The sequence below is a fragment of the Streptomyces sp. NPDC056296 genome (assembly GCF_042268605.1).
Taxonomy (GTDB): Bacteria; Actinomycetota; Actinomycetes; order Streptomycetales; family Streptomycetaceae; genus Streptomyces.
The window spans coordinates 69,771-86,781 of sequence record NZ_JBHJRX010000024.1 but is presented as its reverse complement, the minus strand read 5'-3'; the positions used below and the strand labels follow the sequence as shown (position 1 = coordinate 86,781).

Sequence of the window (17,011 nt, the reverse complement as noted above, 5' to 3'; positions counted from 1 at the left end):
CCGACCGGCCCGTTAGGGTCGTGCGCATGGCTACTCCCGACTTCATCCGCGACCTGCGCGCCTCGGCCGGTCACCAGCTGCTGTGGCTCCCCGGAGTCACCGCCGTCGTCTTCGACGACGAGGGGAGAGTGCTGCTGAACCGGCGTGCCGACAACCGGCGCTGGTCACTGATCGGCGGCATCCCGGAACCGGGGGAGCAGCCCGCCGCCTGCGCCGTGCGCGAGGTCGAGGAGGAGACGGCCGTACGGTGCGTCGTCGAACGGGTGGTCCTCGTGCAGGCGCTGAACCCGGTCAAGTACGACAACGGTGACGTCTGCCAGTACATGGACATCACCTTCCGCTGCCGGGCCGTCGGCGGCGAGGCCCGGGTCAACGACGACGAGTCGCTGGACGTGGGCTGGTTCGCGGTGGACGCCCTGCCGGACCTCAGGGACTTCGGGCAGGACCGGGTCAAGCAGGCGCTGTCCGACGCCCCCACATGGTTCGACCCCACTGGTTCCATCTGAAGTATGGGGCGTGCCCACATGGGGGGTGCGGTGGAGGCTGCCTAGGGTCGGGGATATGACCTCGCCCAGTGTCCTCCCGGCCCCCCACGCCTCCCCGCTCGACCTCGGCGGCCGCACCGCCCTCGTCACCGGCGCCGCCGGCGGTATCGGCCGTGCCTGTGCACAGCGGCTGGCCGCCGCCGGGGCCAAGGTCAGAGCGGTCGACCGGGACTCCGCCGGGCTTGACGCGCTCGCCGAGAGCTGCGGGGGCCTCGCGGGCAGCGTCGAACCCCACGTCCTGGACCTGACCGACCTGGACGCCGCCGAGCTCGTCGCCGCCGGCACCGACGTCCTTGTCAACAACGCCGGGCTGCAGTTGGTGCGGCCCATCGAGGAGTTCCCGCCGGACGTCTTCCACACCGTGCTCACCGTGATGCTGGAGGCCCCCTTCCGCCTCATCCGCGGCGCCCTGCCTCACATGTACGGGCAGGGCTGGGGCCGCATCGTCAACATCTCCTCCGTCCACGGCCTGCGTGCCTCGCCCTACAAGGCGGCCTACGTCTCCGCCAAGCACGGGCTGGAGGGACTGTCCAAGACCGCCGCCCTCGAAGGCGCCGCCCACGGAGTCACCTCCAACTGCGTGAACCCTTCCTACGTGCGTACCCCGCTCGTCGAGAAGCAGATCACCGACCAGGCCCGGGCCCACGGCATCCCCGAGGAGCAGGTGCTGACCGACGTACTGCTGCGGGACAGCGCCGTGCGCCGGCTCATCGAACCGGAGGAGGTCGCCGACGCCGTGGCCTACCTGTGCGGCCCGCAGGCGTCCTTCGTCACCGGCACCTCACTCGTCCTGGACGGCGGCTGGACCGCGCACTGACCAGGGTGGCGGCCCGCTCACCGAGCCGGGTGGTGCCCTCGGCGGCCGGGGTTTTCCACAGGGCTGCCGGGACGACCGTGCGATGGGGAATCCTGTGAGCATGTCCCGCGATCACGTGCAGTCCGCCGACCGCTTCGCCCACGATGCCGGAGCGCCGGTCGGCGACGCCGACGACGCCGGCGATGCCGTGGACCCGGCCGCCGCCGTCGAGACGCCGTTCCTGGAGCTGCTGGCCCGGGGCGCGTCCGCCGACGCCTACGAGCAGCCGGTGCTGCTCGCCCGCGCCGAGGGAGGACCGGCCGAGCGGATCACCGCGCTCGAACAGGCGAAGAACCTCGCCCTGCGCGTGCGCTCCGAACTGGAGGGCCGGCGCAGGCGCGAGGCCGAGCTGTCCGCACTGTTCGAGACGGCCCACGACCTCGCCGGTCTGCGTGACCTGGACGCGGTCCTGCGCGCCATCGTGCAACGGGCCCGCTCGCTGCTCGGCACCGACGTGGCCTACCTCAGCCTCAACGACACGGCCCGCGGCGACACCTACATGCGCGTCACCGAGGGCTCGGTCGCGGCCCGCTTCCAGCAGCTGCGGCTCGGCATGGGGGAGGGGCTCGGCGGCCTCGTCGCCCAGACCGCCCGCCCCTACGTCACCGACGACTACTTCAAGGACGCCCGCTTCCAGCACACCCGCACCATCGACGCGGGCGTACGCGACGAGGGCCTGGTCGCCATCCTCGGTGTGCCCCTCATGCTCGGCCACCACGTCATCGGCGTGCTCTTCGCCGCGGACCGGCGCGCCCGCGTCTTCGAACGCGAGCAGATCGCCCTGCTCGGCTCCTTCGCCGCTCTCGCGGCAGCCGCCATCGACACCGCGAACCTGCTCGCCGAGACCCGTTCGGCCCTCGCCGGCCTGGAGCGGGCCAACGAGATCATCCGGGACCGCAGCGGCGTCATCGAGCGCGCCTCCGACGTCCACGACCGGCTCGCCGAGCTCGTCCTGCGCGGCGGTGGTGTCCACGACGTGGCCGCCGCCGTCTCCCAGCTCCTGGCCGGCACCGTCGAGTTCACGGAGGCCGGCGCGGCACCGCCGCGCGCCCTGGAGACATCCCGCGCCGAGGGGCACGCGGTGCGGCACGAGGACGACTGGATCGCCGCCGTCGCCGCCGGCGACGAGCTGCTCGGCGCCCTCGTCCTGCGCGGCCACCCCGGGCTCGACCCCGTCGACCAGCTCACCCTGGAGCGCGCCTCGATGGTCACCTCCCTCCTCCTGCTCGCCCGGCGCTCCGCCGCCGAGGCCGAACAGCGCGTACGCGGCGAGCTGCTGGACGACCTGCTCGACGCCCGCGACCGCGACCCGCGCCTGCTGGGCGACCGTGCCCGACGGCTGCGCGCCGACCTGGACGCCACCCAGGTCGTACTCGCCGCCCGTCTCGACGCCACCGCGTCCGACGCCGATCAGGAGGCGGACGCGCGCAGACGCCTGTGGGCCGCCGCCTCCCACCTCGCGGCGACCCGGCACGGCCTGGCCGCCGCCCGTGACGGCGGCACCGTACTGCTGTTGCCCCTGACCGCGGGGGACGGTGCCACCGACCTGGCCCGCCGCACCGCCCGCCAGCTGGGCACGGCCGTCCACGAGGCCGTCACCGTCGGCGCCTCCGCCCCCGTGGAGGATCTCGCCGCCCACCCCGACGCCGTGGCCGCCGCCTACATCGAGGCCCGGCGCTGCCTCGACGCCCTGCGCCTGCTCGGCCGCTCCGGGGACGGCGCGGCCGCCGAGGACTTCGGATTCCTGGGACTGCTGCTGGCCGGGGACCAGAACGTCTCCGGCTTCGTCGAGCGCACCATCGGCCAGGTCGTCGCCTACGACGAGCGGCGCGGCACCGAACTCCTGCGCACGCTCGACGCGTACTTCGCCTGCGGCATGAGCCCCGCCCGCACGAAGGACGCCCTGCACGTCCACGTGAACACGGTCGCCCAGCGCCTCGAACGCGTCGGCCGCCTCCTGGGCGACGACTGGCAGAGCCCCGACCGCGCACTGGAGATACAGCTGGCTCTGAGACTGCACCGGTTGTCGACCCCGGCACAGCACTGACCCCCGTACGCACGGGCGTACGGGGGCCGGTGGCAGGGCAGGTCAGAGGGCGCGCGTTCCCGGCGCTCCGGAGGCACTCCCCTCCGCCTCCTTCATGTCCCCGTCCCTGTCCGTGTCCTTCGGGGAGGACATGACCTCGTTGAGGTCCCGGTGGCGGGTCTCCTTCGCCACACCCACCGCGATCAGCGTCAGGAAGACCGCGGCGATGACGTAGAGGGAGATCGGGGTGGAGCTGTCGTACTTGTCCAGCAGTGCGGTGGCGATCAGCGGCGCGGGGGCGCCGGCCGCGACGGAGGCGAACTGTGCGCCGATGGACGCACCCGAGTAGCGCATCCGGGTCGCGAACATCTCGGAGAAGAACGCCGCCTGGGGCGCGTACATCGCGCCGTGCATCACCAGGCCCACGGTCACCGCGAGGAGCAGGCTGCCGAAGTCACCGGTATCGATCAGCATGAAGAACGGGAACATCCACAGCCCGACACCGGCCGCGCCCAGCAGATACACCGGACGCCTGCCGATCCGGTCCGACAGCGCCCCCCAGGCCGGGATGACCGCGAAGTGCACGGCCGAGGCGATCAGTACCGTGTTGAGCGCGCTCTGCTTGGAGACGTCGGCGGCGGTGGTGGCGTAGACGAGGATGAAGGCCGTGATGACGTAGTAGCTGATGTTCTCCGCCATCCGCGCGCCCATCGCGATCAGCACGTCACGCCAGTGGTGCCGCAGCACGGCGACGATCGGAAGCGGCTCGGCCTTCGCCCTGCGCGTCTCGGCCTGCGCCAACGCCTGCTTGAAGACGGGGGATTCGTCGACAGACAGACGAATCCACAAACCGACCATGACCAGCACTCCGGAGAGCAGGAACGGTATCCGCCAGCCCCAGCTGTTGAACGCGGAGTCCGACAGCACCGCCGTCAGCAGCGACAGCACGCCGGTCGCCAGCAACTGCCCCGCCGGCGCCCCGGTCTGCGGCCACGACGCCCAGAACCCGCGCCGCCGCGCGTCCCCGTGCTCCGACACCAGCAGCACGGCCCCGCCCCACTCACCGCCGAGCGCGAAGCCCTGGACGAGTCGCAGCACGGTCAGCAGTACGGGAGCGGCCGTACCGATGGTCGCGTGCGTGGGCAGCAGCCCGATCGCGAAGGTCGCCCCGCCCATCATCAACAGGCTCAGCACCAGCAGCTTCTTGCGCCCGAGCCGGTCACCGTAGTGCCCGAACACCAGCGCCCCCAGCGGACGCGCGGCGAACCCGACGGCGTAAGTCAGGAACGACAGCAGCGTGCCGACCAGCGGGTCGGAGTCCGGGAAGAACAGCTTGTTGAAGACGAGAGCGGCGGCGGAGCCGTAGAGGAAGAAGTCGTACCACTCGATGGTGGTGCCGATGAGGGACGCGGCGACGATGCGCTTGAGTTTGTTCTGTGCTGGTGGAGCGGTTGCGGGCGACGACATCGGCACCACTTCCTGGGGATCTGCGGGGACGGTTGCGTGTCGCCATACCGTAGGAATCCGCAGGTCAGGAGCACATGTGGTGGGGCAACATAGTTCGAGGGTCGGCTATGCGCTTGGCCACCATGCCGACTCGTGGAAGAGCGGTTCAGGGTTCCCAGTGGTGGTCGAAACGAGTGCCGTCCAGGACGCGTGGTTCAGGATGGTTTGACGGTGCGGTGCTGAGGGGCGCCGCATCGAGGTACCGCGGCTGACCGGCCCGCGGCACCGAGGCCATTCTGGCCGTCCTCCAGGACGTCCCCGGCCAGCGCCTGGTACTGCCGTTGCTGGAGCCCGGCAGCACCCTGACGATGCAGAGTCGGCTCAGGACCGCCCCCGTCCGCCCGCTTCGAGCGCGTACCGGACGACGGTCCGCTGGTCGGGCGTCATGCTCGCCTCGAAGAGGGCGCAGGCACGACGGAACAGCTCGATGGCGGCGGCTGAACTCACCGCGGGCGCCTCGCCCTCCGTAGCCAGTGCTGCCTCCTGGAGCTTGCCCCATTCGACGCCGAGTCGCTCCGCGAGCAGGTGCCACAGATGGTTCTCGGAGGTGAAGAACGTCCGGGTGCCGCCGGCTACGACGGGAGCCAGGTGCACGGCCAGGATGGACGCCTGTACGCGGGCGTTCACCCAGTCCTCCAGTGCGATGGCGCGGTGCAGCTTCATCACCTCCTCGGCATAGCCGTAGACCGTCCGGGCCGCCCACACCTCCGGCGCGGGGTCGAGGAGGTCCCAGTCCCACGCCTTCGCGAAGGCCACGAGTTCTCCGGCACGCCCCTGCGGGTCGTGCAGCACGTGGGCGTCACGCCAGGCGGGCACCACCTGTCCGCAGGAGTGGGGGTTCATCATGTTGGCGCGGTGCTCGTCGAAGGTGGCGAAACTCCAGGACATCGGACCGCGTTCGGTGAGTTCGAAGACGTAGCCGGGGCCCTGGCCGACGCACACCACGTCGATGTCCGACCAGGCGGTGGCCTCCCCCCGGGCGTGGCTGCCCACCAGCACCGCGGCCTCCGGATACGGGTCCCACTTCTCCAGCGCCGGCTTCAGTTCCCGCTTCCAGTCGATGGCGGTCACGCCGTCCTCCTTGTCGTCATGTACCGGCTTGTGCGTCGCGGTCTGTGGTCGCGGCGCTGATGTCCCGGGCGATCTGTACCAGGGAGTCACCGAGGAAGAGGAGATTGACGTCGAAGTCGGCGCCCGTCTCCTCGGCCAGGGCGAAGCAGACACGCAGTATGTGGAGCGAGGTCGCGCCAAGTTCCAGCAGCGAACGGCTACGGTCGACCGTAGGTTCGCCCAGAACCTGCGAGACGGCCCGGACGAGCCCTGCCTCGACCCCTACCCGGGCAGCGCCGTCCGAAGGGACGACGTCCCGGAGCGAGGGCAGACGTTCCTTGCGGACCTTTCCGTTGCGGGTCCTGGGCAGCTCGTCCAGCACGAAGACGTGCGCCGGCACCGCGTACGTCGGCAGAGCGCCTGCGGCGAAGCGGCGCAGCTCCTCCGCGCCGGTGCCCGGCCCGGCTGTCAGGCCACGGCCAGTTCCTTCCCGAGCATGTCGACCCACACCGAGGCCGGACTCTACGTCGCACGGCAGCCCGCGCCCCCCAGCGGCGTGGTGACACTGCTGGTACTCGGCCCAGTCGGCGTCGCTGAAATGAACGGGGCGGTTCGGAGCGGCCCAATGGGCCCCAGGGGCCGGCCGTCGTCTTGCGCTAGAGGTTGATTACGATCTTTCCGTGGAAGCGGCGGCCAGCCGGTGGCGGTGTAGCGCAGGCGCTCACCCGGCGGGGTGCACCGGTCAAGGCTGGGAGAGTCGCACAGGGCCCTGTCGTGCTTTCCTCGGGTCCGGACAGGCGGTCCCGCGCCGGGTCGTTCGGTCGGCGTCGGGCGCACGCCGTAGCGGGGCCTGCCGCTCCGTGGCCGTGCGAGTGCCCGGCGTTAGAGTTCCCCCTATGAACAGGCAGGCCCCGACGCTGGAGGATGTCGCGCGGGAGGCGGGGGTCTCCCGCGCCACCGTGTCGCGGGTCGTGAACGGCGTGCGCAACGTCGATCCCAGCATCCAGGACCTGGTCCGCGGCGCGATCGAACGCACGGGTTACACGCCGAACCGCGCAGCGAGGGCGTTGGTCACCCGACGCACCGGGACGGTGGCCCTCATCGTCTCCGGCGCAGGCGACGCCTTCGCGGGCCGCGTGTTCGCCGACCCGTTCTTCGGCCGTGTCGTCAACGGGGTCGTGGGGTATCTCCGGGCACGCATGATGCAACCGGTGCTGCTGTTCGCCGAGTCGGAGGCGGCCCGGACGCAGGTGGTCGACTACGTGCGGCAGGGCAGTGCGGACGGCGCGCTGGTGGTCTCCGTGCAACCGGACGACCCGCTGGCGGACATGCTCCTGGCCGCCCACGTCCCCACGGTGCTGTTCGCGCGTCCCACCCGGGCGACACCGGTCAGTTGCGTCGATCTGGACCACTACGCGGGGGGACGCCTGGCCGGGGAACATCTCCTGGCTCGCGGCTGCCGCCGTATCGCGGTGATCGGCGCTCCGCCGGATCTGAGAGCCGGCCAAGAACGCCTCGCCGGATTCCACGACGCCCTGGCCCGCGCCGGGCACGACCGCCCTCCCGCGGCGGAAGGTGTCTTCACGTTGGACAGCGGGGCGGTGGCCATGGCCACGCTGCTGCGGGACCACCCCGCTGTGGACGGCGTGTTCGCGGCCAACGATCTGATGGCCCAGGGCGCCTGTCAGGTCATGCGGGAACTGGGCAGGCGGATACCGGAGGATGTAGCCGTCGTCGGGTTCGACGACTCGAGTATCGCCGTGACGTGCAGGCCACCGCTGACCACCGTGCGCCAGCCGGTGGAGGACATGGCGGCGGCCATGGCCAGGATGCTGGACGAGCAGGTCCAGGGCACCCGTACCGAACCCCGTACCCTCGTCTTCGAACCGGAGCTGGTCGTACGAGAGTCCGCCTGACCTGACCCGGCGAGCCTTCCGCCGGACGGATACCGCCCGACCCTGCCGCCGGGTGCCCGCGCGGGAGGGCCGGCGGCAGGGCACCGGGTATCGGCGCGGTCAGGCGCCGGACTCACGGTGGGCACGGATGATCTCCGCGTACCGCAGGCCGCTCGTCTTGACGGTCCGGGCCTGCGTCGCGTAGTCGACGTGGACGAGGCCGAAACGCTTGTCGTATCCGTAGGCCCACTCGAAGTTGTCGAGCAGGGACCAGGCGTAATAGCCGGCCAGCGGTGCGCCCTTGCGGACCGCCCGGGCGCAGGCGCCCACGTGCTGCTCCAGGTAGCGGGCCCGGTCGGGGTCGTGGACGGCGCCGTCGGGCGAGACGGTGTCCGTGAACGCGGAACCGTTCTCGGTGACGTACAGCTTGCGGACTCCGTACTCGTCGGTCAGGCGCAGCAGCAGCGCCTCCAGGCCGCCGGCGTCGATCTGCCAGTCCATGCCGGTGCGCGGTACGTCGGGCAGCCGGACCTCACGGGCGTACGGGACGGGGCCCTGGGGGTCGTCGGTGACGGTCGCCGGGAAGTAGTAGTTGAGGCCGTGCCAGTCCAGGGGCGCGGCGATCGTGTCCAGGTCGCCGGGACGCTCCGGCAGCTCCACGCCGTACAGCTCGCGCATGTCGGCGGGGAAGCCGCGGCCGTAGACCGGGTCGAGCCACCAGCGGTTGGTGTGGCCGTCCATGCGGGTGGCCGCCGCGATGTCCTCGGGGCGGGTCGAGGCGGCCTCGACGGTGGAGTGGTTGGTGACGAGGCCGACCTGTGCGCCCGGTGCCGCCGCGCGGACCGCCCGAGTGGCGAGGCCGTGCGCGAGGAGAAGGTGGTACGAGGCGCGTACGGCGGCGGTCAGGTCGGTCAGGCCGGGGGCCATCCGGCCCTCCAGGTGGCCGATCCAGCCGGAGCACAGGGGTTCGTTGAGGGTGGCCCACTGGGTGACGCGGTCGCCGAGGCGGCCGGCCACCACGGAGGCGTAGTCGGCGAGGTGTTCCGCGGTCTCGCGCACGGTCCAGCCGCCGCGGTCCTGGAGCGCCTGGGGCAGGTCCCAGTGGTAGAGGGTGATGTTGGGGGTGATCCCCGCGTCGAGGAGGCCGTCGACGAGCCGGTCGTAGAAGTCGAGTCCGGCCGCGTTGACCGGCCCGTCGCCGCCGGGCGCGACACGCGGCCAGGCGACGGACAGGCGGTAGGCGTCGGCGCCGAGCCGCTTCATCAGGGCGATGTCCTCGGGCCACCGGTGGTAGTGGTCGCAGGCCACGTCGCCGTGGTCGTCGTTGTCGATCTTTCCGGGGGTGTGGGAGAAGGTGTCCCAGATCGACGGTGCCCGGCCGTCCTCGGCGACGGCGCCCTCGATCTGGTAGGCGGAGGTGGCCGTGCCCCAGGTGAAGTCGGCGGGGAAGGCGGCGAGGTCAGGCGATTCGGACACAGAGGGCCTCTCTGGGTTGGTCGGGTGGGAGTGGGGCGGGGGTCACGGCCCGGGCGGCTATTTGACGGCGCCGGCGGTGAGGCCGGTGACGAGGTAGCGCTGGAGCAGCAGGAAGCCGGCGACGACGGGGAGGCTGACGACGAGTGAGGCGGCCATGACCTGGTTCCAGTACACGTCGTTCTGGGTGGAGTAGCCCTGGAGGCCGACGGCGAGGGTGCGGGTCGTGTCGTTGGTCATGACCGAGGCGAAGAGCACTTCGCCCCAGGCGGTCATGAACGCGTAGACGGCGACGGCGACGATGCCGGGGATCGCGGCGGGCACGATCACCCGGAAGAGCGCGCCGAGCGGTCCGCAGCCGTCCACCTTGGCCGCCTCGTCGAGGTCCCTGGGCACGGAGTCGAAGTAGCCGATCAGCATCCAGATGGAGAAGGGCAGCGAGAAGGTGAGGTAGGTGAGGATCAGGCCGCCCCGGGAGCCGAAGAGCGCGATCCCGGTGGCGTTGCCGATGTTGACGTAGATGAGGAACAGCGGCAGCAGGAACAGGATGCCGGGGAACATCTGGGTCGACAGCACGGTCACCGTGAAGACGCGCTTGCCGCGGAAGGAGTATCGGCTGACCGCGTAGGCGGCGAACACGGCGATGGTGACGGAGCAGACGGTCGCCGCGCCCGCCACGATCAGCGAGTTCATGAAGTAGTCGGCGAGCGGGACCGTCTCCCAGATGTCGAAGTACGGGCGGACGGTGAGACCCGAGGGGAACCACTCGAACTTGCCCGACACGTCCTCCAGCGGCTTCAGCGAGCTGGAGATCATCACGTACACCGGCAGCAGGACGAAGACGGTGAGCAGGGTCAGGAAGACGCGACGGCTCCACAGGAAGGACCGCGGAGCGGCCATCGGGGAACGGGGCCGGCGGACGGCGGGGCTAGGCATCGGTGGCCTTCCTTCCTCGGGAGGTGAGCCAGAGGTAGACGCCCGTCACCACGAGCAGGAACAGGAGCAACAGCACCGACATCGCGGAGCCCGTCCCGAAGTTCCAGGTCTGGAACGAGGACTGGTAGATGTGGATGGAGATGAGGTCCGCGGCCTCCGGCGCCGCCTTGCCGAACAGGACGAAGGGCGTGTTGAAGTCGTTGAACGTCCACAGGAACAGCACCAGGACGAGGACCTGGTTGACGGGGCGCAGCGCCGGCAGGGTGATGCGGCGGACCTGCTGCCAGACGCCCGCGCCGTCCAGGGCGGCGGCCTCGTAGACGTCCCTCGGGATGTTCTGCAGTCCGGCCATGATGATGAGGAAGGCGAAGGGCCAGCCCTTCCACACCGAGACGACGAGCAGCGCGATGAAGCTGTTGTCGCCGATCAGCCAGAACGGGGGACTGCCGGTGAGCCCGAGCTGGTCGTGCAGCACGTGGTTCACCAGCCCGTTGTCCCGCTGGAACATGAACGACCAGGTGATGACGGCGGCGTAGACGGGCAGCGCGTACGGGACGAGGAAGATCGTGCGCAGGAAGCCCCGGCCGCGGAACGACTCCTGCATGAAGATCGCGGCGGCCACGCCAAGGAGCCAGCACAGGCCGACGGAGAGGACCGTGAACAGGCAGGTGGTGAGGAACGAGTTGAGCAGCGCCTCGCCCACCGGGGCGTCGAAGTCGACCGACATCGCGTAGTTGTCGAAGCCGGCCCAGGGCGCGGTGCCCCAGTCGCGGATGTAGAACTGGGTCAGTTCCTTGAAGCTGACGACGATGCCGATCACCATCGGCACCAGGTGGACCAGTAGTTCGAGGAGGATCGCGGGGAGCAGCAGCAGGTACGGCAGGCCGATGCGGCGCAGCCGCCCGGAGCGGCGCTTGCGCGGCGCCGCTCCGGGGTCGTTCTTCCGTGCCGTCCGCTCGCCTGCGTTGAGGGCAGCGGTGGTAGTCATGGCGGTGTCCGCGCTCACTTCTTGGGCATCTGCTGCTGGGCCTTCTCGAGCTTGGCCCGCACCGACTCGGTGGTCACCGCACGGCCGGCTGCGGCGTCGGCGAAGAGTTCCTTGACGGCGGTGCCGACGACGGTCTCGAACTGCGACTCCTCGGGGACCTGCGGCAGTGCGGTGGCGCTGGTCGCGAGGGTCTCCCGGAGCACGGTGAGGGAGGGGGTGTTGAAGGCCGGGTCCTGCTGGGCGGCCTTGACCGGCGGGATGGAGCCGTAGGCCTTGTTGAGGATGACCTGCTCCTCGTCGCTGGTCATGAACTTCACGAACTTCTTGGCGCCGTCGATGTTCTTGGTGTTCTTGAAGACGGCCATGTTGATGCCGGCGACCATGGAGTTGGTGGCCTTGCCCGGGCCGGGCTCGCCGGACTGCACGGGGGCGGGCGCGACGCCCCACTCGTCCTCGTTCATGCCCTGCGACTTGAAGGTGGCCGACGCGGTCTGCCACAGCACCATGGCCGTCTTGTCCTTGGCGAAGTCGCTCAGGGACTGGTTCTGCGCGTACTCGGCGTTGCCGGGCGCGACGATCTTGTCCTTGGCCATCAGATCGACGTACTGCTTCACCGCCGCGACGGCGCCGTCGGAGGTGAAGTCGGCCTTGCCCTCGGGGGTGAAGAAGTCCGCGCCGTGCTGCTTGGCGAGGACGAAGACCTGGTGGATGTTGTTGGAGAGGTTGGAGCCCTCGGCGCCGAGCCCCCACTTGCCGTCCTTGGAGAGCTTCTTGCCGGTCTCGGCCAGCTCCTCCCAGGTCGCCGGCGGCTTCTCGATGCCGGCGTCGGCGAACATCTTCTTGTTGTAGTAGAGCGCGTAGGCCATGGAGTACAGCGGTACGGCGGCCGGGTCCTGGCCCTGTACGCCGGTGGAGCCGAGCGCGGACTCCACGAAGCGGTCCTTGCCGCCGATGGCCTCGAAGTTCTTCGCGTCCCAGGGCAGGAGAGCGCCGCTGGACTGCAGCGACGCGCTCCAGGTGTTGCCGATGTTCAGGACGTCGGGGCCCTGGCCGGAGGTGGTGGCGGTGAGGATGCGGTTGAGGAGGTCTCCCCAGGGCACGACCTCCAGCTTCACCTCGATGCCGGTCTCCTTCTCGAACTTGTCGAGTTCCGGCTGGAGGACCTTCTTGTCGACCTCCAGGTTCGCGCCCTGGTTGGAGGCCCAGTAGGTGAGGGTCTTCGGCTGCTCGTTGGAACCCTCCGTGCCGGACGATCCCCCGCCGCAGGCAGCCGCGGTGAGGGCGAACGAGAGGGTGACGGCGCCGACGGCTGCGGCTCTGATTCTGCGCATGACTCCAGAGGCCTTCCGGGAAGTGACGGGGTCGCCCGCGGAGGGGGGTTGGAGCAACGCCCCGCGTTCCCCGAAGCCCCCCACGGCTTAATTTAGGATGTGAGTTAAACCTCAAGTGAAGGTCGCGTCAAGGGCCCGGCCACATGTAAGTTGCGGTGAGGACTTCGGAACGAGGGGGCGAGGGTGAAGGTGCGCAACGGGCGTACAGTGCGTGACCTGCGGCGGGAGAACCGCACCGCGGTATTGCAACGGTTGTATTTCGACGGGCCGCTCAGCAGGTTCTCGCTGGGGCCGGTCACCGGGTTGAGTTCCGGCTCGGTCAGCAACGTGGTCTCCGAGCTGGTCGCCGAAGGACTGGTGGAGGAGGCCGGAAGCGTCGACTCCGCCGGTGGCCGTCCCCGCACGCTGCTGCGCGTCAGCGCGCGGAGCGGATACATGATCGGCGTCGACATCGGCGAGACCCGGGTGCGGATCGAACTCTTCGACCTCGCCCTCACCGAGCTGGCCCGGGTCGAGAGACCGTTGGAGACCAAGGGGCCGCGCCGCGTCGACCGCTACGACGTCGGCGTCGTCATGACGCATCTGCGCGAGGGCATCCTCGAGGTCCTGGACGAGGCCGGCATCGCGGCGGAGCGGCTGCTCGGTGTCGGGATCGGCGTGCCGGGCATCGTCGCCAGGACCGCCGAGGACGGTGCGGTCGTGCACGGCCAGACGATCGGCTGGGACGCCGTTCCGCTGGAGCGGTTGCTGCGCGCGTCCCGGATCCTGCCCGAGACCGTGCCGTACTACATCGACAACGGTGCCAAGACGCTGGGCCAGGCGGAGATGTGGTTCGGCGCGGGCCGGGGTGCGCAGAGCGCGGCGGTGGTGCTCTTCGGCTCCGGTGTCGGCGCCTGCGTCGTCGGGGACGACATGCGACCGGGCCGGGCCGTGGAGTGGGGGCACCTGACGGTACGGGTGCGTGGGCGCCGGTGCCGCTGTGGCGCGCAGGGCTGCCTGGAGGCGTACGCGGGGGCGGAGGCCCTGCTCCAGCGCTGGGCGGAGGCGGGCGGGCGGCCACCCGTGGGCGCGGACGAGGAGACCGCGCTCACCGCGATGCTGGCGGCCGCGTACCCGGATCCGGACGGGTCGGGGGCCGACCCGGAACCCGACGCCACGGCGCTGGCCGTTCTGGAGGAGACCGCCGAGTACCTCGGCGCGGGCTTCTCCGACCTGATCAACCTCTTCCAGCCCGAACGCATCCTGGTCGGCGGCTGGGCCGGACTGCAGCTCGGCCGGCGCTTCCTGGACTCGGTGACATCCCACGCCACCGCCTACGCCCTGACCTACCCGGCCGCCCACGTTCGCATCGACCTCGGCACCCTGGGGCCGGACGCCGTCACCGTAGGGGCCGCGATCCTGCCGCTCGCCGCCTTCTTCGCTCGTGGCGGTCGGCCGGAGGAAGCGGAACCGGTGGAACCGGATCCAGCGTGGCGGACGGCCCTGCGGGAGCGCTCGATGCGGTGAGCGGCGCGGGTCGCTCAGTGGCGGCGTGCTCCAGGGACAGCCGGACCGGCCGCTGCCCGTGCCCCGCGCTGCCTCGGCGGAGACCTGCGCACGCCGCACTTGCGCACGCCGAGACCGGTGCATGCCGAGACCTGCGCATGCCGAGACCTGTACACGCCGAGACCTGCGCACGCCGAGACCTGCGCACGCCGAGACCGGCGTCATGCGCCACGGTCCCGGCGCGGCCCTCACCGCGAGCCAAGAGGCATGCTGCCCACGCAACAGCCGAGGGTGCGACGGCGCCCCGGGACGGTCCTCACGGCACCGCACAGGCCTCGGCCCAGCGCCACAGCACCGGGCACGCGCTGCCCGGGCCCCCGTCAGGAGCCGCTGACCGTGACCGTCCTCTCCCAACGGATGTCGCCCGACGACCTGCCCACCATGAGCCGGTAGGGCCCGGCCTCCGTGGTCCAGCGGTGGTCCGCCTCCGACCAGTGCCGCAGGGCGCGCGGGCGCACCACCACCTCGGCGCTCGCGGTCCGGCCCGCTGACGCCCGCACGGCCGCGTAGCCCGCGAACCAGCGGACGGGGCGCTCCACCGCCGAACCGGGGCGGGCCAGGTAGACCTGTACGACCTCGCGCCCGGCGCGGGCACCGGTGTTGTGAACCTCCACCCGAACGGTGAACGGCTCACCCGAAGCGACCTGAGTGGGGACCTCCACTGCCGCGTACGCCCACGTCGTGTAGCCGAGCCCGTGGCCGAACCAGTAGGCGGGCTCGCGTCCGGCTCGCAGCCACGCCCGGTGGCCGATGTGCAGACCCTCGGCGTAGTCGAGCCGGCCGTCGACCGGCCGGGTGCGGGTGACGGGTGCGTCCGCCAGCGTCGCCGCCCAGGTGGTGGGGAGCCGGCCGCCGGGCTCGGTGAGGCCGAACAGCACGTCGGCCAGCCCCGCGCCGGCCTCCTGGCCCGGAAACCAGGTGAGCAGCACGGCGCCCGCCGCTTCGCGCCAGGGCAGCTCGACGGGCCCGCCGCTGTTGACGACCACGACCGTGCGCGGATTCGCGGCGGCGACAGCGCGGACCAGTTCGTCCTGGTGCCCGCCGAGCGACAGTCCGGCGCGGTCGTACCCTTCGGTCTCGCTGTGCTCGGTGGTGCCGACGACCACGATCGCGGCGTCGGCGTCGCGGGCCGCCCGCACCGCGTCCTCCAGCGCGGTCGTCGGGTCCGGTTCCGGCGGCGCGGCGGCGACGACGGTGGCGCGTCCTCGGCCGGACACCAGTTCGCGCCGCGCCACCACGAGCAGGGGCCGCTTGGTGGTCAGTACCGTCCGCGCCGTGTGCACGGGCGGGTTGACGTGGACGACGGCCGGGTCGTCCGTGTCACCGGGGAACTCCCCGTCCAGGAGCAGGTGGTCGTCGACGGTGAGCGTCATGCGTCCGAAGCCCCCGACGCCGAACGTCCACTCTCCCGCCCGATGGGGCCGCAGCACGGCGGCGATCTCCACCGTGTGGGCGCCCGGGGGCAGGTCCGGCTCCAGTTGCCGACCCGACAGCCGGTGCTCCGCGCGCAGTTCACGCCCCGCCGCGTCCAGCACCCTGAGGAGCACGCCGGGGGCGCCCGAGCGTGGGTCGCTGCACCGGTCGGTGCCGAGGGGAGCGGGCGGGGCCCCCGGCGCCGGGCCGGGCTCGTACACCACCCGGGCCCGGCCCCGCAGCCGGGCGCGGATGCCGGCCAGCGGGGTGACCACGTCGGAGCAGAAGACGCCCGCGCTGCCGCCGCCCTGGACGCGCGGGGACGCGGCGTGCACGCCGACGACCGCGACGCTGGACAGCCCGGCGGGGTCGAGCGGCAGGACGCCGCTGTTGCGCAGCAGGACCGAGCCGGCACCGACGGCGCGGCGCAGCAACGCCCGGGTGTCGCGGGACGCCGTCACCGGTACCCGGCGTGAGCGACGCGGTTCCAGCGCACCCACCCGGCCGGCGAGCCGGAGCAGCCGCCGCACCTTCTCGTCGACCGCCTCCTCGGCGACCCGGCCGTCCTTCACCGCCCGTACCAGGGACACGCCCCAGGGGCTGTCCGGGCCAGGCATCGCCAGGTCGAGGGCGGCGCGGCCCGTCTCCTCGGTGGAGCGCACGGCCGCCCAGTCGGAGACGGCGACCCCGTCGAATCCCCATTCCCCCTTGAGCGGTTCGGCCAGGAGCGGGCTGGCCGTCATGGTGGTGCCGTCGACCGCGTTGTAACCCGCCATGACCAGCCACACCCCGGCCTCGACGGCCGCCTCGAAGGGCGCGAGGTACACCTCTCGCAGCGTGCGGTCGGACGCCCGGACGTCGACGGTCAGCCGGTCGGTCTCGGAGTCGTTGCCGACGTAGTGCTTGGCGGTGGCCGCCACCCCGAGGGCCTGGATGCCCCGGATCAGCGCGGCCCCGGTACGGCCGGTCAGTTCCGGGTCCTCGGAGAAGCACTCGAAGTGCCGGCCGCCCAGCGGGCTGCGGTGGAGGTTGAGCGTGGGGGCCAGCACCACGTCGACGCCCTTGCGGACGGCCTCGGTGGCGAGCAGGCCGCCGAGCCGCTCGACCAGTTCCTCGTCCCACATCGCGCCCAGGGCGGAGGCGGAGGGCAGCAGGGCCGAGGTGCGCCGCTCGTCCCATGCCTCGCCGCGCACCCCGGCGGGCCCGTCCGAGGTCACCATCTCCCGCAGCCCGATGCCGGGTTCGCCGGCGGTGCGCCATGTCGTCGCGCCGGTGAGCAGGCGCACCTTCTGCTCCAGGCTCAGCCTGTCGATGAGCCGATCGAGTGTCTCGTCGTTCATTCCCCCCCATTTCTCTCGTGTTCTCTCGTGGAAGGGCCCGGGGGGGGGCTGCCCCCGGGGGGGGTGTGCGGGGGTCGCTGGGGGGCACGAGCCGAGGGGGAGGGGGT

Annotated in this window: 13 protein-coding genes; 5 read left to right on the top strand and 8 right to left on the bottom strand. The window is 71.5% G+C overall.

The features are described 5' to 3' along the window. The first annotated feature begins 26 nt into the window (after nt 1-26). From ACFCZF_RS19315 to ACFCZF_RS19305, 3 genes are all read left to right on the top strand, one after another. Nucleotides 27-506: an NUDIX domain-containing protein gene (locus tag ACFCZF_RS19315; RefSeq protein WP_376672672.1), complete on the top strand. Its 480-nt coding sequence runs from the start codon at nt 27-29 to the stop codon at nt 504-506. 55 nt (nt 507-561) lie between these two features. Next, nucleotides 562-1,362, top strand: a complete 801-nt coding sequence (locus ACFCZF_RS19310) for a 3-hydroxybutyrate dehydrogenase (RefSeq protein ID WP_376672671.1) — start codon at nt 562-564, stop codon at nt 1,360-1,362. A 100-nt stretch (nt 1,363-1,462) separates the two neighbouring features. Continuing rightward, a complete protein-coding gene (locus tag ACFCZF_RS19305; RefSeq protein WP_376672670.1) occupies nt 1,463-3,448 on the top strand; it encodes a helix-turn-helix domain-containing protein in 1,986 nt (661 codons plus the stop codon). 42 nt (nt 3,449-3,490) lie between these two features. Here ACFCZF_RS19305 and ACFCZF_RS19300 read toward each other — a convergent pair whose 3' ends face one another. The 3 genes from ACFCZF_RS19300 to ACFCZF_RS19290 form a co-directional block, all read right to left on the bottom strand. Beyond that, nucleotides 3,491-4,894 (bottom strand): MFS transporter, encoded by a 1,404-nt coding sequence (locus ACFCZF_RS19300; RefSeq protein ID WP_376672669.1) that lies wholly within the window; start codon nt 4,892-4,894, stop codon nt 3,491-3,493. 360 nt (nt 4,895-5,254) lie between these two features. Then, a complete protein-coding gene (locus tag ACFCZF_RS19295) occupies nt 5,255-6,004 on the bottom strand; it encodes a nucleotidyltransferase domain-containing protein (RefSeq protein WP_376672668.1) in 750 nt (249 codons plus the stop codon). A 16-nt stretch (nt 6,005-6,020) separates the two neighbouring features. Next, nucleotides 6,021-6,491 (bottom strand): phosphopantetheine-binding protein, encoded by a 471-nt coding sequence (locus ACFCZF_RS19290; RefSeq protein ID WP_376672667.1) that lies wholly within the window; start codon nt 6,489-6,491, stop codon nt 6,021-6,023. Nucleotides 6,492-6,879: 388 nt separating this feature from the next. On the opposite strand from ACFCZF_RS19290, the gene ACFCZF_RS19285 reads away from it, so the two are divergent. Continuing rightward, nucleotides 6,880-7,899, top strand: a complete 1,020-nt coding sequence (locus ACFCZF_RS19285; RefSeq protein ID WP_376672666.1) for a LacI family DNA-binding transcriptional regulator — start codon at nt 6,880-6,882, stop codon at nt 7,897-7,899. A 99-nt stretch (nt 7,900-7,998) separates the two neighbouring features. On the opposite strand, the gene ACFCZF_RS19280 is transcribed toward ACFCZF_RS19285, so the two are convergent. The 4 genes from ACFCZF_RS19280 to ACFCZF_RS19265 are packed head-to-tail and all read right to left on the bottom strand — an operon-like array spanning nt 7,999 to nt 12,606. Continuing rightward, complete coding sequence (locus ACFCZF_RS19280; RefSeq protein WP_376672665.1) at nt 7,999-9,354, bottom strand: GH1 family beta-glucosidase; 1,356 nt, start codon at nt 9,352-9,354, stop codon at nt 7,999-8,001. 57 nt (nt 9,355-9,411) lie between these two features. Beyond that, on the bottom strand, nt 9,412-10,251 hold the full coding sequence (locus ACFCZF_RS19275; protein WP_375910383.1) for a carbohydrate ABC transporter permease: 840 nt from the start codon (nt 10,249-10,251) through the stop codon (nt 9,412-9,414). A 28-nt stretch (nt 10,252-10,279) separates the two neighbouring features. Beyond that, nucleotides 10,280-11,275: a carbohydrate ABC transporter permease gene (locus ACFCZF_RS19270; protein WP_375910223.1), complete on the bottom strand. Its 996-nt coding sequence runs from the start codon at nt 11,273-11,275 to the stop codon at nt 10,280-10,282. A gap of 14 nt (nt 11,276-11,289) precedes the next feature. Next, nucleotides 11,290-12,606 carry an ABC transporter substrate-binding protein gene (locus ACFCZF_RS19265; protein ID WP_376672664.1) on the bottom strand — a complete coding sequence of 439 codons (1,317 nt, stop codon included), beginning with the start codon at nt 12,604-12,606 and terminating at the stop codon, nt 11,290-11,292. A gap of 183 nt (nt 12,607-12,789) precedes the next feature. Between ACFCZF_RS19265 and ACFCZF_RS19260 the strand changes: the two genes are divergently transcribed. Further along, complete coding sequence (locus ACFCZF_RS19260) at nt 12,790-14,112, top strand: ROK family protein (protein ID WP_376672663.1); 1,323 nt, start codon at nt 12,790-12,792, stop codon at nt 14,110-14,112. Between the two features lie 359 nt (nt 14,113-14,471). Here ACFCZF_RS19260 and ACFCZF_RS19255 read toward each other — a convergent pair whose 3' ends face one another. After that, entirely contained in the window at nt 14,472-16,904 is a 2,433-nt protein-coding gene (locus ACFCZF_RS19255) for a beta-glucosidase (RefSeq protein ID WP_376672662.1), read from the bottom strand. Between the last annotated feature and the right edge of the window lie 107 nt (nt 16,905-17,011).

Coding starts and splice junctions, on each gene's coding strand:
- ACFCZF_RS19265 (WP_376672664.1), bottom strand. CDS start 12,606: ATGCGCAGAATCAGAGCCGCAGCCGTCGGCGCCGTCACCCTCTCGTTC.
- ACFCZF_RS19315 (WP_376672672.1), top strand. CDS start 27: ATGGCTACTCCCGACTTCATCCGCGACCTGCGCGCCTCGGCCGGTCAC.
- ACFCZF_RS19310 (WP_376672671.1), top strand. CDS start 562: ATGACCTCGCCCAGTGTCCTCCCGGCCCCCCACGCCTCCCCGCTCGAC.
- ACFCZF_RS19305 (WP_376672670.1), top strand. CDS start 1,463: ATGTCCCGCGATCACGTGCAGTCCGCCGACCGCTTCGCCCACGATGCC.
- ACFCZF_RS19275 (WP_375910383.1), bottom strand. CDS start 10,251: ATGGCCGCTCCGCGGTCCTTCCTGTGGAGCCGTCGCGTCTTCCTGACC.
- ACFCZF_RS19300 (WP_376672669.1), bottom strand. CDS start 4,894: ATGTCGTCGCCCGCAACCGCTCCACCAGCACAGAACAAACTCAAGCGC.
- ACFCZF_RS19255 (WP_376672662.1), bottom strand. CDS start 16,904: ATGAACGACGAGACACTCGATCGGCTCATCGACAGGCTGAGCCTGGAG.
- ACFCZF_RS19270 (WP_375910223.1), bottom strand. CDS start 11,275: ATGACTACCACCGCTGCCCTCAACGCAGGCGAGCGGACGGCACGGAAG.
- ACFCZF_RS19285 (WP_376672666.1), top strand. CDS start 6,880: ATGAACAGGCAGGCCCCGACGCTGGAGGATGTCGCGCGGGAGGCGGGG.